We start from the raw sequence: 12343 nt of genomic DNA, 5'->3' as shown, positions 1-12343 counted from the left end.
CCATCAGTTCAGCGCAGCATTACCGGCGGCCACATAGTCCGCCTCGCAACACCCGCCGTCACATTCCTCATCCAAGTACAGCTCTTCCGGGTAGAGCCAGCGCGCGCGGATCTCTCCGCCGGGCAGCTCGTACGCGACCTTGAACATCTGGCCGCGCTCGTCGATCCGGTCACCAACAATCTCGCCTTCAATGAAGGTTGCAACCTGATCGCCGATCATGAATTCCTGCATTCTTCCCTCCAGGCAAAAGCTTCGCTTCGCGGCCGAAACCACGTTGAAAATTCGGTTGTTGGAAGTGGGGTAGGCGTAGGCGATTGGTGCGCTCGACGCGCACCAAAAGGTTGTCTTATTCGGCCGTACTGCTACCCTTGTTAGCGTTGGTGGCCCGAAGCTGCGACGCTGTCAAGATATTAACACGGTGTCACAGCTTGCTACTCCCGGCACAGATCAGAATGGCCCGCGCCGGGCTTGAAATTGGCGTCCGCGAACTCGCGGAAATGACAAGCCTTTCAACCACCACAATCACCCGAGCTGAAGCTGGGGATATCATCAGGCGCTCGTCCAACGCTGCGATTGAGCGCGCGCTTCGTGACGCCGGGGCAGAATTTGGCGAAGGCGGATGGGTTCGTATCCGTATCATTTCCTCTACATAGGACCACAGTCCTATGTCAGAAGGAGTCAGGAGAGACACGCAAGGCGGGGGAGGCTTACCGCGTGATGGCTGACAGGGTCGGTACTCCATCCGATCTGATGCGGCATGACGCGGGCGACGGCGCCGCTTGCTGGAGCAAATTCTGGCCTACGCATAAACGCGTAGGGCTCTTCTTTGCGGATTCGCCTGCGAACAGTAAGCGGAGCAAGGCCGGTGCGACGCGAAATCTCTCGGCTCGACATACCCGATTGGGCCATATCCGAAAGCGTCAGGTGCATGCCGATCTCCGATTCCGGTTAACTATGAGTGGCTATATGCGGCTGGTTACATATGGTTGTCAACCATTGGTGCCTTACAATGGTAATTAGGAATCGCTATATCGGTTGCTTACCATAGGTAGTTGTTGGGAGTATCCCCTTGATTTCTCTATCTTCTCTTTTGAAAGAATATCGGAAAAAGACCGGTGCCAAGCGCGAAGATATCGCAAGCGCTGCGGGCATCAGCCTTGCTATGTACGCCAAGCTTGAGTCCGGAAAAGCCAAATCGACGTCGAATTGGCGAGCGATTGCGGATTTTATGGGAATCCCGCACGAAGAGTTTCTAGCGTCTATGCCCACCATCTCTCCGGCGGGGGGTGTAGCGAAAAGCGTAAAGCTTATTCAGCGGGCAGATGGGTCGTTTATCGGCCGCGTGTCCGGAGCTAGCGATGCGCGGACAACCACGCCCGACCTAAGCCCGGTAATGGCTACCGGAGACGAGCCCGTTGATTGGGCGCCGACGCCGCCCGAACTACAGAACGTGCGCGGAGGGTATATGATTTTTGCTCCTGATAACGCAATGGAGCCCCGTTTTTTCGTGGGCGAGCGGATATCAGTTCACCCAGGCAGGCCGTACACTGAGGGTGACTTTGTTGTGGTTGCCCTGGCGGATGGCTCTCGGATTGCGCGTCGGTATGTTCGAAGTGACCCGCGTAAGGGCGATATCGTTGTGAGTCAGTTCAACCCTCCTCAGGAAACCACCATGCAGAAGGGCGATATCACGTCCGTTCATAGGATTCTGCTACCCGGTTTATAACTATGGTTGACAACCATTGATTCTCTGATCTATAACGGCTGCTTCGAAACCGATGCGGCCGTTTTTCATGGGCCGCCTGGAGGAGGGACGGAAATGTTCCAGATTATCCGCGACGGCTACTTCTTCCGCGCAGTCAACGAAGCCACCGGCTTCCGTTCTTCGCCGTTCACCTCGGCCTCTCAGGCCGGCAGGGTCATCCAGCGCCTCGCTGGCAAGGATGCTCACCGCGCCGCTGCTGAGCGTTTCCTTGCGGGAGCGCTCTAATGCCCTCCATTACCAACACAGCGCCGGGCTATGCGGGGCATAGCGGGGCGCCTAATGACGACATCGCCAAGTTCGACGCGCACCTTCGGCTGCACAATGCCGCGCCGGATATGTACGTGGCGCTTCGCAGGATAGGCGACAGGCTTCCAAATTTCCCCGATCCTGACGCCGTCGAAGAGGATGAGGTCGCGGAAATTACCGTGACGCTCTCTGACTGGCGCCGCATTCGCACCGCCATAGCCAAAGCGGAGGGTCGCATCGATGCGTAAGCTCCGCTGCACCGTCGCCACATGTGCCACGCTGTTCATGGCGCGCATGTTCGGCAGGTACGAACACACCGTCTACGACGGGTCGTTTGAGTACCATCGCTATCGCTGGCGCGGCGAGGTCTGGGCTTTCCCGAAGACGCCGCTGGAGGATGCGTGATGGACAGCACCGTCGACATCTCCTGTGAGCAGCGTAGCTTCAACTCCGCTATCCGCGCTGCCCAAATCTGGCTCATGGCCGATGCGCCATACCGAGCCCTCGCTGCGCTGCGGCTGGCGCTCAAGCAAGCCAATAAGTTGGGCAGATATGTCGCGGCCACAGTCCTCCGCGTCATGAACTGGGTTCGGGCACATATCGTGAGGTCAGCATGACCAGGGGCTTTGCAGCGATCGGGCTTGTTCGCCCCAAGAACATCGGCAATGTCGGCGCCGTCATGCGGGCTGCATTCTGCTATGACGTAGCCATGGTCGCCATTCAAGGTGACCGCACGAAGGTGCGCGAGGCTGCTGACACCCCGCAGGCCTGGCGCCATATTCCCGTATTGCGCGGTGAGGATCTGCGCAGCTTCATTCCTTATGACGCGGTGCCCGTGGCTGTCGACCTTGTGGACGACGCGGCGTCACTGCCGGCCTTCCAGCACCCGCAACGCGCCTTCTATGTCTTCGGACCCGAGGACGGAACGCTAGGCGCCAGCACTCTCGATTGGTGCCCCAAGCGCGTGATGGTGCCAACGCGCACCTGCATGAATCTCGCCGCCACAGTGAACGTCATCCTCTACGACCGCCTAGCGAAAGCCGAGCGGAGCGCGCGGGGGATCTCGTACCGGAGTTTGGCGGCCTAGCGCCTGAGCGCACACCCTTCCAATTTTGAGGACAGCATCATGTTCGTAGTCTTCGACCTTGACGGCACGCTCGCGGACATTCGCCACCGTGTCCACCACGTCCGCAGCGCTCGCCCTAATTGGGAATCGTTCTTCGCCGAGTGCGTCGACGAAGTGCCCAACATTCCCGTGGTCAACGCCCTGCGTGCCCACATCTTTGCCGGTGATCGCGTCGAAATATGGTCGGCGCGCAGCGACGTCGTTCGCCTTGAAACGGAGGCTTGGCTTTGGCGCCAAGGCATTGACCCGCGCCGCCTGGTCCATATGCGAGCCAAAGGCGACAACACGCCCGACGTCGTGCTCAAGCGCCATTGGCTGATGCAACTCCACGAGACCGAGCGCCCAGACGTCGTGTACGATGATCGCCAGCGCGTCGTGGATATGTGGCGGGAAGAGGGCGTCGCCTGTTTCCAGGTCGCGGCGAACTGGGAAGACGATGCGCGGCAGATTGCGCCGGTCGCCAGCCCACTTCTCACCATCATGGTCGGGCCGTCGTGCGGCGGTAAATCGACATGGGTCAAGTTCCACGCGCCCGCCGATCAGGTTCTTTCGAGCGACGGCTTGCGCATTGCCTATACCGGAACGGTCGAAGACCAGTCCCGCAACGAGGACGTCTTCTACGCACTCCATAAGGTTGCAAAGTCCAGACTTGACTGCGGCCTGCCAGTGACGATCGACGCGACCAACCTCCGCCGCAAGGACCGGTTGGCGTGTGCGGTGCTGGCACCCGCCAGTGCTCAGGTGCGCTACGTCGTTTGCGATCGGTCGTTGCCGCTGAAGCTTGCGACCGCCGGCTGGCGCGCGGATGTCCGTATCGGCGACGTTTCGCTGATCGAGGCGCATGATCAGCGCTTCCGGTCGCAACTCAAGGACATCATGGCCGGCGACAACCTGCCGAACGTGACCGTGTTGGATGCGCGCAACAGCGCTGAGCCGCAACAGGTGGCCGCATGACCCACTTCCATATCAGACACATTGACGACGTCTTGCCGCACCTAAAGGACAACCCGGAATTCGTAGTAGCCCAGCGGTCCGGCTACACGGTTATTGACTACCAGTTCGCCGCCCCCGCCACCTTTGACCATCCGGCTAAATTCGAGTGCCGTGGCCTCAAATTCGGCCCCGACGGGCGGATTATCGCCAGGCCGCTGCACAAGTTCTTCAATGTCGGCGAAAAGCCAGACACGCAGCCGCACCTGCTCGATTTCGACCAACCGCACGTCGTCATGGAGAAAATGGACGGGTCTATGATCCATCCGGCCATCATTGACGGCCAATTGCGGCTCATGACACGCATGGGGTGTACCGACCATGCCGCCAAGGCTGAGCGGCATCTTACCGACGACATTCGCGAGTGGTGCCACGCCAATCAGGACCTGACGCCGATCTTTGAATGGACAGCGCCGGATAACCGCATCGTCGTTCCGTATGCGGACTCCAGGCTGACGCTGCTTGCCGTGCGTGAGATCGTGTCGGGGCACTACCTTGCTCGCTACGACCTAGAAGGCATCGCCCTTCAACTTGGCGTGCCCGCGGTCACCCTCCACCAATCCGGGCCCGACTTCCTGGCTCATGCACGCGCTGTCCGCGGCATGGAAGGCTTCGTCGTCCGCTTTGCCAGCGGCCTATGGGTCAAGGCGAAGGGCGAAGACTATGTCCTCAAGCACAAGGCCAAGGAGTCTGTGCTGCAGGAAAAGAATGTCCTGGCGCTCGTTCTGCGCAGTGAGCTCGACGACGTGTTACCGCTGCTCGAGCCGTGCGACAGGCAAGCCGTGGAGACCTACCGAGACGGTGTCTTGCGCGGCGTGTCGGAGACGGTCACGCGCCTTGACTATCTCGTAGGGCAGGGCGCCGCCCTCACACAAAAAGAGTTCGCTGTCAGCGCCGTTCCGGCAATGCCAGCAGAGCTCCGCTCACTCGCCTTCAAGGTGCGCGCAGGAGCGCCCGCTAGAGACGCTGTCGTTTCGACTATCCTGAAGCAGTGCGGATCCGCGAGCGGCGTTGATTTGGCCCGTCCGCTCTTTGGCGCGCACTTCCGCGCCGACAACGACAACCTTCCGACCGAACAGGTGGCCTGATGGCACAGAATTGGAAACCCGCCATCACCGCCCCCGAAGGCGTCTTGGTTCTCACCAAAATCGACGACGGCCACGGCGAACGCAACGTGCAGAAACTCCGTCGGAGCGGCAACCTTTGGTGGGTGCCTGACGGAAGTATGTACGTCTACTACACTCCAACGCACTGGGCTTTCGCATGACCCCCGCCAACGACAATCGTCCCGCTAGTTTCGATGCGATGCTTACGCGCCTTTACCCGCGCGTCAGAAACTACGCGACCCGCTACCGGAGCCACGACGCCGATGACTTGGCCCAAACCGCGATGGAAAGCGCGTGCCGGAACTGGCGGTCCTACCGACAAGGCACTTCCATGATGCCCTGGCTGGTGGGTTACGTGATGAACGCGGCTCGGGCACCGTTGCCGTTGCCCACAAACGACGCGGCCTTGGCGCGCATCGCTTCCCCGCCGACACAGGAAGAATATGTTTCGTGTTTGCAGGCGATCGCACTAGTGCCGGATGATAGTCGAGATCTCATAGCTCTAGTGGCGACCGGCCATGATGTAACGGAGGCCGCTGCAATGTCGGGCATATCCCACAAAGCGGCACGCTTCAGGCTGGCTTCAGGACGCTCTGCGTTGAGACGAGCCACAGTCCGGGCTTCCGTAAAATATCTGGCGGCTTAGGGGACGGGGCCATGTCGACAGAAGCATACAAGCGCGGTCGCAAGGACTTCGACCAGGGCCGAACAGCGCCGCCCGAAACCTACTGGTCAGAGGACTGGATAGGGGCGTGGTGGCGAGGCCATAACGAAGCGGCGGAAGAGTACGCGGAGAAGGCCGAAGAAACGGAGCGTTGGCGTGGGTTGCCAGCGTCATGGCGGGCCATGGAAGACCTAGAGCAAACCATCGGCGCGCTTGCTGCGGAAAAGGTCAAGGTATTGGTCGAGGCCATGCTGGCTGAACGCTAGTTCAGCGTGGTTTCGGCGGCCCCACCTCTTTCCTCAGAATCAGCGCCCCATGGACAAACCACACCTCGCGCCCGGGGCGGTGCTTCAGTGCCTCTTCATAGGCGGCCTTGGCCACACTGACGTTGACCGCGCCTGCTATCCATTCGCGCTCACCCTCCGGCGTGATGCTGATGACTTCCCAGTCGCTGCCGATCTTGTTGCCCATAGGTGCCTCCATGGAACAGAAAGAGAACGAAGCGGCCGGGCGAGTCAAGCGGCCTGACGAAGAGCCGGGCTTTTGGACTGAGTACGCGCCGCCAGCGACCCATGTTGCGGACGCAATCAGCTACCCGATGACGTGCCCGACATGGCCCGAACGGGTGGTCAATGCGTGATCGGAAGGAAGCGCGGCGGCGCTTGCAAACGGCATTTGCAACGAACCCGACGTTTACAAAGTAGCCAGCCAATCCTTGCAAAAGTCGAATTTTTTGCAAGCGATTTGTACAAGGGAGAATGGCCGCTAACCCATTGATATATATAGCCTCTATATACGTATATATATCATTTGTAAAATTTGTAAGAGTCTAAATGGAGGTCTGTTTTTATGGGGAAGTCTCTTACGCGTGCAAGCGTCGCAAAGCCCGTTCTTGAGTGGCATCTGCAGGCCGCTCAGGTCAAAGCCCTCCGGCGCGCGCAGCAAGCTGGCTGGCCCATCCGGGTGGAAGGCGACATGAACTCCGGCAGGCGGACGCTCAAGGAAGCGGGCATTGCCGCAGCCACTGGCATTAACCCGGGCGCGGCCGATCTTCGCGTATTCCTGCCTATGGGCAAACTGCTGATGGCGGAGAACAAGACGGGTAAGGGGCGATTGAGCGATGAGCAGGTTGAAGCCCACGCTGAATTCACAGCATTGGGGCACGACCTGATTGTGATCAGGTCCGACGATCCGGACGATGCCGCTGACCAACTCATGCAGGCTGTCTCCTCCCGGCTAGGTTTGCCAATCCCTGCGTGGACGCCGCCTAAGATGGTTGACAACCGATAGTAACCACAGTCATAGTTCTGAGAGTCGGGCGGTTCCGAGGGGTTGGGGTTTGTCCCGACCGAGAGGTAACGCTGCAGCGCCGCCCGACGCTCCTCATCAGGACATCAGAATGACTGACTTGGCAGACGCTCCGGAAGCTGACAACGACAACGAGGGGCCGGCCAATCCGCTGGACTATCTCGACACGCTTCTGGATAACGGCGACATCGGCGCCGCCCAACGCGACGCGGGTGAGATATTCCGGCGCTTAGGCCAGCATGCCCTTAGCGATGCCACGCCAGCGTCTACCGTGTCATTCCCGTGGCGCTATGCCAATGGCGTCTGGTCGACGCTGTTCGAGCCTAAGCGGCTCGTTGTCGATCGCTATGAACAGGCTCGCGAAGCGGCCGGAAACAATGAGCGTCGGCGCGAGCTCACCAGAGCTCTTGTGGCGCGCGAGCCGGAGTATCCCAGGTCGCCTACGGTTTTAGCGGAGGGGCTGCGGCAGGTCGCGCAGCACTGGTGGGGAAGGGAGGCGCTGCGCACCACGGCCAGTAATGGCGTAACTCTCGCGGCTACGGCAGCAAACGACAACACTCCGACGCCTGAGCGTAAGGCGCAGGGCGACGTGGAGGGCACACGCGCTAGGGATAATTTCGAGCGCTTGCTCGTCCGTGGCCAGATCGACGAGGACGACGAGGTTGCAGCGACCTTGTTCGCCGCAGGCTTGCGCTATGAGACAGATAGCGCTGTGGCGTGGTCGGGGCAGTACGGCTCGCCGGATTATTCGCGGCCGATTGTGGACGGCGGAACCGACCGATTACCTGTTTCAGAACGCCAGCAGTCGGCTCGCGATCGCGTTCGGCAGGCAAGGGCGGCCATGGGTGCGCGATATGCCGAGGTCGTCGACGCGGTCGTTTTGCATGGGCTGACGCTCGAGGCTGCGGGTAGGCGGCACTGCGGATACCGCGGAACTGACACGGCTGCCGCCGCCGCAAAGGAGCGGCTGAATACAGGATTGCGCTGCTTGGCTGTGCATTACGGAATCGTAGTTATGAGGAGGGCGGCTTGATGGCGACGGTATATGTGCTGTTCGTGCTTTTCTCCGGAGCTTATCAAGGCGGAGCAGCTACGTACGACAAGCTGGAGTTCGACAGTAAGACAGCATGCGCGCGGGCTGGAAGGGAGATAGTTCAAGCAACAAGCGGCGCATACCACAAAGCTCATTTCGCGTGTGTCGAACGGGACAGAAAGTAGACCCGGCTCTATCCGGCTCTATGTGCTATTATTTATTCAAGACTGAGAATTGCGCCTCCACCACGGGCGCGCACGAATAGGCAACTGCCGGGACCGCGAAGTAACGAACGCTTTTAGCGCAAGGGTCCGCCGAGCTGCAGATCGCCTGCCCAGCCAATTGCTGGGCGAATATAAGAATGGGGCTTCGGCCCAATATTCCGGGTGACGAGATTTCCTCCTTTCTCTCGTCATTCCGTGAAGCCGCGGGTTGAGCACGCTGCTGGTGCAGCGCGGGCCGATTGGCCGGCTCCCCGCGGCCTGAGTTTGTGAGCATGGGTGAGGCCGCTTGCGACCAATGAGACCCATCCCGATGCAGAGATTGCCGCAGCCGATTGAGGCGATATGGCTAGTTTCTGCGTCGGGGAGTTTCGCCCGAATGGGCAACGTGGTTGGCTTTGGCAGTAGCGCGGGGACGTGAGCGCTGAAAAGGTTCTGCAGGACCGTTCCATTGCCTTCTTTCAATAACACCGGCCACGCTTCCTCATAGCGCACCCTGGCTGGTTACTTATCCCCGCCGGGATCCAAGCGCATGGCAAGGGCGCTCCCGGTTTGAGGCGTGATTGATACCGCGTCCTTTCTCCTTGCCCGCGCTGTCGGGGAGCCGTTGCCGCGTAAGAGCAACGCCGCTAGCTGGCAAGCGGCGCAGAATTCAAGCCGGCGTAGCACAACGGTAGTGCAGGCGCCCTGTAAGCGTTTCGCGTGCGGGCTCAAGTCCTGCCGCCGGCTCCATGTTGGGGTTCGAACGATATCCTCCCTCCGGAAGTCTTTACCGTGGACGCGCGGCGTGGGCAGGCCGGGATGAAAGTGATGCGTGACAGCCGGAGAGACGGCACCAAATTTAAAAGGAGTAGCCAATGGGTGACCTGACCTAATGCCCAACGTCAGCATCGTACGTAACCACGAAGGCGACATGAACCTGGCCGTTGCTGGACATTACGCGCTTGGCTCTAGGGTGATCGCCATCACGACCAACCATCAGGGAGAGATGGTTGCGGTGGTGCATGTGCCGCTCAAGGACGTGGTCTTTGAGGAGCAGTCGACTGTAGTCCCGTTCAAGAGGCGGGATGAGTAAGTACAGCACACCGCGGCCATGGCTCGGCTGGTATAAGCTGAAGCGCTGGCTGGACAGGCGCGCTCATCAATTAGCCACCGAGCCCCTGTGTCGCATGTGCCTCGAGCAAGAGATCGTGACAGAGGCCAACACAGCTGACCACGTCAATCCGCACCGCGGCGACCCTGAACTGTTCTGGTACGGCGAACTGCAGAGCCTATGCGGCCAGTGCCATTCGAAGCACAAGCAGAACGAAGAGACTGGCAAGACGGTCGTTCGATATGGCGCTGATGGCTGGCCTCTGTGATTAGGTCACAGTAAGCGATAACGGCACAAGTCGTTGATAACCATATAAGATCGGATTCGTGGGGAGGGTAGGGGGTGGCAAAATCCCTGTTTGAACCCATCCTGGCGGAACGGCGTGGGACCAACGCGCACATTTTTTCGATTGAAATGTTGAGGTCAACGAATGGCCAGGCCGAGAACGCCGAAGGCCAAAGCTAAGCTTACCGGCCACGCCGACAAGCAGAAAACCAAGTTCGATGGGCGCAATGAGCCGGACATTGTTGACGATGTTGGCGAGCCTTTTGAATGGCTGAACGATTTCGCAAAGCGCGCCTGGCGAGACATCAAGGCTGAGGTGCCATGGCTCAACAGTAGCCACCGCGGCTTCCTGGCCATCGCGGCACGCATCCGCGGCCGAATGATGGACCCCAAGGATATCGACGTCGGCGTTCAGGCCTTGAACCTGCTTAGGCAGTGCTACGGACAAATGGGCGCGACGCCTGCTGATGCCAGCAAGGCTGGCGCGAAACCTGATGGCGAAAGCAAAGACCCCGCGGACGAGTTCTTCGACTGACCTGCCGGCCCACTTTAATCCCAAGTACCCCACCGGGCCGGTAGATGCATATGCTGAGGCAGTGATTGCCGGCGAGATTGTAGCTGGTCCGCACGTGCGAAACGCCTGCCGGCGTCATCGCGACGACCGCAAGAACGGCCCGGCGCGTGGTATTCATTGGGATCCGGAGGCGGCGGGCCGCGTTCTGCGGTTCTTCCCGGCTGTTTTGCGTCTGAACGGCGGCCAGTTCGAGGGGCGCCCGTTTCATCCGGCGCCAAGCCAGGCATTCAAGATTGGCTCCCTTTTTGGTTGGAAGCGTGTCGAGTCCGACGGTGCAATTCTGCGCCGGTTCCGGCGCGCCTATATCGAAGAGGGGAAGGGTAACGGCAAGTCTCCGCTAGCGGCCGGCATCGGGCACTATTGTCTGACTGCGGACGGTGAAGCGGCGGCGGAGATCTATGCGGCGGCGGCTAACAAGGATCAGGCTTTCGTTCTGTTCCGCGACGCGGTTGCGATGTACGAGCAGTCGCCGGCCCTCAAGTCGAAGCTGACGCCGTCGGGCGGCAACCCGATTTGGAACCTGTCGTACCTCAAAAAGCGGTCGTTCTTCCGTCCAATTTCGCGCGAGGGCGCGCACTCTGGCCCGCGCCCTTACATCGCGCTCTGCGACGAAATTCACGAGCACCCCGATGGCAAGGTCATCGAAATGCTCGAGCGCGGATTCAAGTTCCGGCGCCAGCCGCTGCTGTTCATGATCACGAACAGCGGCAGCGATCGGAACAGCATTTGCTGGGACGAGCACCAACACGCGGTGAAGGTTGCAGCCGGAACGCAAACGCCGGATGTCGATTTCACCTATGTCGGCGAGGTCATCGACGACACGACGTTCAGCTACGTTTGTGCGCTCGATAAGGACGACGACCCGTTCACGGATCCGACGTGTTGGCAGAAGGCCAACCCGCTTTTCGGCGTGACGCTGAAGCACGACTATCTGGCCGGTGTTGTCGCTCAGGCCAAGGATATCCCGTCAAAGCGTAACGGCATTTTGCGCCTGCACTTTTGCGTTTGGACCGAGGCGGATACCGCCTGGATACCGCGTCCCATCCTCGAGAAGGTTATGGTCGACTTCGACCCCTACGAGGAGCACAAGGGCAAGCGTATCAAGGCGGCGGGCCTGGACCTGTCTGGCGCGAAAGATCTGACGGCGGCCGCCTTTGTCGTGGAAACGGGAACCAAATCCGTTAAGCGCGAGGACGGGGAGGAAGTAGAGCTCCCGACCTACGATCTGTGGATAGAGGCATTCACGCCGCGCGATACGATGGATGAGAGGTCGAAGACCGATCATGTCCCGTATCGACTATGGTTCGACCAGGGATATGTTAACGCTCCTGAAGGTGCTCGCATTCGCTACGATCATGTGGCGGCTTTGTTTGCGCGACTCAATACTGAGCATGGTATCGAAGTTTTGGCGTTTGATCGGTACGCGTTCGACAAGTTCGAAGACGAGCTCAACGAATACGGCGCGGAAATCAAAACCTTAGCGCATCCGCAGGGCGGCAAGAAGCGAGCCAAACCCGACGAGGCCAAGGTTGAGGCGGCAAAAGCGGCCGGCTTGGAGCCGCCGCTTGGTTTGTGGATGCCTGGCAGTGTGTCGGCGCTCGAGGCTCTGATTTTGGAAGAGCGTATCAGGCTGCGTTCCAGCCCGGTCTTGCTCGGCGCCCTTATGGGCGTGGCGATCGAGACGGACCCGCTGATGGGAAATCAGTGGTTCTCAAAGAAAAAGAGCACGGTTCGCATTGACCCGGCAGTTGCAGCGGCGATGGCCGTGGGCGCGGCGGTTGATGGGGTTGTTGTGCATAAGGCGCCCGCGAGTCCGTGGGATGACCCAAATTTCAGTCTAATGGCGGCATAATGGGCATTTTTGACTTATTTTCGCGCAAAAGCGCGGATAAGTCGGTAGAAACGCGAAATACAATCGAAAGCCCCACTGTT

The 12343-nt window shown here is 59.8% G+C and carries 19 protein-coding genes and 1 tRNA gene; 17 read left to right on the top strand and 3 right to left on the bottom strand.

The annotated features are described in order from the left end of the window. Window positions 1-3: 3 nt before the first annotated feature. Both ACWIGM_RS09030 and ACWIGM_RS31620 read right to left on the bottom strand, forming a co-directional pair. Window positions 4-231: a hypothetical protein gene (locus ACWIGM_RS09030; protein WP_454025603.1), complete on the bottom strand. Its 228-nt coding sequence runs from the start codon at window positions 229-231 to the stop codon at window positions 4-6. A 447-nt stretch (window positions 232-678) separates the two neighbouring features. After that, window positions 679-894 carry a hypothetical protein gene (locus tag ACWIGM_RS31620; RefSeq protein WP_465247629.1) on the bottom strand — a complete coding sequence of 72 codons (216 nt, stop codon included), beginning with the start codon at window positions 892-894 and terminating at the stop codon, window positions 679-681. A 175-nt stretch (window positions 895-1069) separates the two neighbouring features. On the opposite strand from ACWIGM_RS31620, the gene ACWIGM_RS09025 reads away from it, so the two are divergent. The 10 genes from ACWIGM_RS09025 (at window position 1070) to ACWIGM_RS08980 (ending at window position 6163) form a co-directional block, all read left to right on the top strand. Then, entirely contained in the window at window positions 1070-1726 is a 657-nt protein-coding gene (locus tag ACWIGM_RS09025; RefSeq protein WP_454025602.1) for a LexA family transcriptional regulator, read from the top strand. Window positions 1727-1819: 93 nt separating this feature from the next. After that, the gene (locus ACWIGM_RS09020) at window positions 1820-1990 is read left to right on the top strand and encodes a hypothetical protein (RefSeq protein ID WP_454025601.1); all 171 of its coding nucleotides are present in this window, start codon (window positions 1820-1822) and stop codon (window positions 1988-1990) included. Beyond that, window positions 1990-2259 carry a hypothetical protein gene (locus ACWIGM_RS09015; RefSeq protein WP_454025600.1) on the top strand — a complete coding sequence of 90 codons (270 nt, stop codon included), beginning with the start codon at window positions 1990-1992 and terminating at the stop codon, window positions 2257-2259. The genes ACWIGM_RS09020 and ACWIGM_RS09015 overlap by 1 nt, the downstream gene beginning before the upstream one ends. Beyond that, window positions 2252-2416, top strand: a complete 165-nt coding sequence (locus tag ACWIGM_RS09010) for a hypothetical protein (RefSeq protein WP_454025599.1) — start codon at window positions 2252-2254, stop codon at window positions 2414-2416. Before ACWIGM_RS09015 ends, ACWIGM_RS09010 begins: the two co-directional genes overlap by 8 nt. After that, a complete protein-coding gene (locus tag ACWIGM_RS09005) occupies window positions 2416-2628 on the top strand; it encodes a hypothetical protein (RefSeq protein WP_454025598.1) in 213 nt (70 codons plus the stop codon). Before ACWIGM_RS09010 ends, ACWIGM_RS09005 begins: the two co-directional genes overlap by 1 nt. Beyond that, a complete protein-coding gene (locus tag ACWIGM_RS09000; protein WP_454025597.1) occupies window positions 2625-3098 on the top strand; it encodes an RNA methyltransferase in 474 nt (157 codons plus the stop codon). The genes ACWIGM_RS09005 and ACWIGM_RS09000 overlap by 4 nt, the downstream gene beginning before the upstream one ends. A gap of 39 nt (window positions 3099-3137) precedes the next feature. Next, window positions 3138-4091, top strand: coding sequence for a phosphatase domain-containing protein (locus ACWIGM_RS08995; protein WP_454025596.1), 954 nt, complete (start codon window positions 3138-3140; stop codon window positions 4089-4091). After that, window positions 4088-5215 (top strand): RNA ligase, encoded by a 1128-nt coding sequence (locus ACWIGM_RS08990; RefSeq protein ID WP_454025595.1) that lies wholly within the window; start codon window positions 4088-4090, stop codon window positions 5213-5215. The genes ACWIGM_RS08995 and ACWIGM_RS08990 overlap by 4 nt, the downstream gene beginning before the upstream one ends. A gap of 175 nt (window positions 5216-5390) precedes the next feature. Further along, entirely contained in the window at window positions 5391-5879 is a 489-nt protein-coding gene (locus ACWIGM_RS08985; RefSeq protein ID WP_454025594.1) for an RNA polymerase sigma factor, read from the top strand. Between the two features lie 11 nt (window positions 5880-5890). Then, window positions 5891-6163 (top strand): hypothetical protein, encoded by a 273-nt coding sequence (locus tag ACWIGM_RS08980; RefSeq protein WP_454025593.1) that lies wholly within the window; start codon window positions 5891-5893, stop codon window positions 6161-6163. 1 nt (window position 6164) lies between these two features. On the opposite strand, the gene ACWIGM_RS08975 is transcribed toward ACWIGM_RS08980, so the two are convergent. Further along, complete coding sequence (locus ACWIGM_RS08975; protein ID WP_454025592.1) at window positions 6165-6368, bottom strand: hypothetical protein; 204 nt, start codon at window positions 6366-6368, stop codon at window positions 6165-6167. A gap of 378 nt (window positions 6369-6746) precedes the next feature. On the opposite strand from ACWIGM_RS08975, the gene ACWIGM_RS08970 reads away from it, so the two are divergent. The 7 genes from ACWIGM_RS08970 (at window position 6747) to ACWIGM_RS08940 (ending at window position 12263) form a co-directional block, all read left to right on the top strand. Continuing rightward, entirely contained in the window at window positions 6747-7187 is a 441-nt protein-coding gene (locus ACWIGM_RS08970; RefSeq protein ID WP_454025591.1) for a VRR-NUC domain-containing protein, read from the top strand. Window positions 7188-7296: 109 nt separating this feature from the next. Beyond that, a complete protein-coding gene (locus tag ACWIGM_RS08965; protein ID WP_454025590.1) occupies window positions 7297-8238 on the top strand; it encodes a DUF6456 domain-containing protein in 942 nt (313 codons plus the stop codon). Between the two features lie 877 nt (window positions 8239-9115). Further along, a tRNA-Thr gene (locus ACWIGM_RS08960) sits at window positions 9116-9191 on the top strand. Window positions 9192-9372: 181 nt separating this feature from the next. Beyond that, the gene (locus ACWIGM_RS08955; protein WP_454025589.1) at window positions 9373-9534 is read left to right on the top strand and encodes a hypothetical protein; all 162 of its coding nucleotides are present in this window, start codon (window positions 9373-9375) and stop codon (window positions 9532-9534) included. Further along, window positions 9527-9820: an HNH endonuclease gene (locus ACWIGM_RS08950; protein WP_454025588.1), complete on the top strand. Its 294-nt coding sequence runs from the start codon at window positions 9527-9529 to the stop codon at window positions 9818-9820. Before ACWIGM_RS08955 ends, ACWIGM_RS08950 begins: the two co-directional genes overlap by 8 nt. A 162-nt stretch (window positions 9821-9982) precedes the next feature. Continuing rightward, the gene (locus tag ACWIGM_RS08945) at window positions 9983-10372 is read left to right on the top strand and encodes a hypothetical protein (RefSeq protein ID WP_454025587.1); all 390 of its coding nucleotides are present in this window, start codon (window positions 9983-9985) and stop codon (window positions 10370-10372) included. Continuing rightward, on the top strand, window positions 10332-12263 hold the full coding sequence (locus ACWIGM_RS08940; RefSeq protein WP_454025586.1) for a terminase large subunit: 1932 nt from the start codon (window positions 10332-10334) through the stop codon (window positions 12261-12263). Before ACWIGM_RS08945 ends, ACWIGM_RS08940 begins: the two co-directional genes overlap by 41 nt. Window positions 12264-12343 lie beyond the last annotated feature (80 nt).

This window comes from Allobosea sp. NPDC055332 (genome assembly GCF_053645455.1).
The sequence above is the reverse complement of the archived record's forward strand: the minus strand, read 5'-3'. Positions and strand labels throughout refer to the sequence as shown.

Coding starts and splice junctions, on each gene's coding strand:
- ACWIGM_RS09030 (WP_454025603.1), bottom strand. CDS start 231: ATGCAGGAATTCATGATCGGCGATCAGGTTGCAACCTTCATTGAAGGC.
- ACWIGM_RS31620 (WP_465247629.1), bottom strand. CDS start 894: ATGTCGAGCCGAGAGATTTCGCGTCGCACCGGCCTTGCTCCGCTTACT.
- ACWIGM_RS09020 (WP_454025601.1), top strand. CDS start 1,820: ATGTTCCAGATTATCCGCGACGGCTACTTCTTCCGCGCAGTCAACGAA.
- ACWIGM_RS09015 (WP_454025600.1), top strand. CDS start 1,990: ATGCCCTCCATTACCAACACAGCGCCGGGCTATGCGGGGCATAGCGGG.
- ACWIGM_RS09010 (WP_454025599.1), top strand. CDS start 2,252: ATGCGTAAGCTCCGCTGCACCGTCGCCACATGTGCCACGCTGTTCATG.
- ACWIGM_RS09005 (WP_454025598.1), top strand. CDS start 2,416: ATGGACAGCACCGTCGACATCTCCTGTGAGCAGCGTAGCTTCAACTCC.
- ACWIGM_RS09000 (WP_454025597.1), top strand. CDS start 2,625: ATGACCAGGGGCTTTGCAGCGATCGGGCTTGTTCGCCCCAAGAACATC.
- ACWIGM_RS08995 (WP_454025596.1), top strand. CDS start 3,138: ATGTTCGTAGTCTTCGACCTTGACGGCACGCTCGCGGACATTCGCCAC.
- ACWIGM_RS08990 (WP_454025595.1), top strand. CDS start 4,088: ATGACCCACTTCCATATCAGACACATTGACGACGTCTTGCCGCACCTA.
- ACWIGM_RS08985 (WP_454025594.1), top strand. CDS start 5,391: ATGACCCCCGCCAACGACAATCGTCCCGCTAGTTTCGATGCGATGCTT.
- ACWIGM_RS08980 (WP_454025593.1), top strand. CDS start 5,891: ATGTCGACAGAAGCATACAAGCGCGGTCGCAAGGACTTCGACCAGGGC.
- ACWIGM_RS08975 (WP_454025592.1), bottom strand. CDS start 6,368: ATGGGCAACAAGATCGGCAGCGACTGGGAAGTCATCAGCATCACGCCG.
- ACWIGM_RS08970 (WP_454025591.1), top strand. CDS start 6,747: ATGGGGAAGTCTCTTACGCGTGCAAGCGTCGCAAAGCCCGTTCTTGAG.
- ACWIGM_RS08965 (WP_454025590.1), top strand. CDS start 7,297: ATGACTGACTTGGCAGACGCTCCGGAAGCTGACAACGACAACGAGGGG.
- ACWIGM_RS08955 (WP_454025589.1), top strand. CDS start 9,373: ATGAACCTGGCCGTTGCTGGACATTACGCGCTTGGCTCTAGGGTGATC.
- ACWIGM_RS08950 (WP_454025588.1), top strand. CDS start 9,527: ATGAGTAAGTACAGCACACCGCGGCCATGGCTCGGCTGGTATAAGCTG.
- ACWIGM_RS08945 (WP_454025587.1), top strand. CDS start 9,983: ATGGCCAGGCCGAGAACGCCGAAGGCCAAAGCTAAGCTTACCGGCCAC.
- ACWIGM_RS08940 (WP_454025586.1), top strand. CDS start 10,332: ATGGCGAAAGCAAAGACCCCGCGGACGAGTTCTTCGACTGACCTGCCG.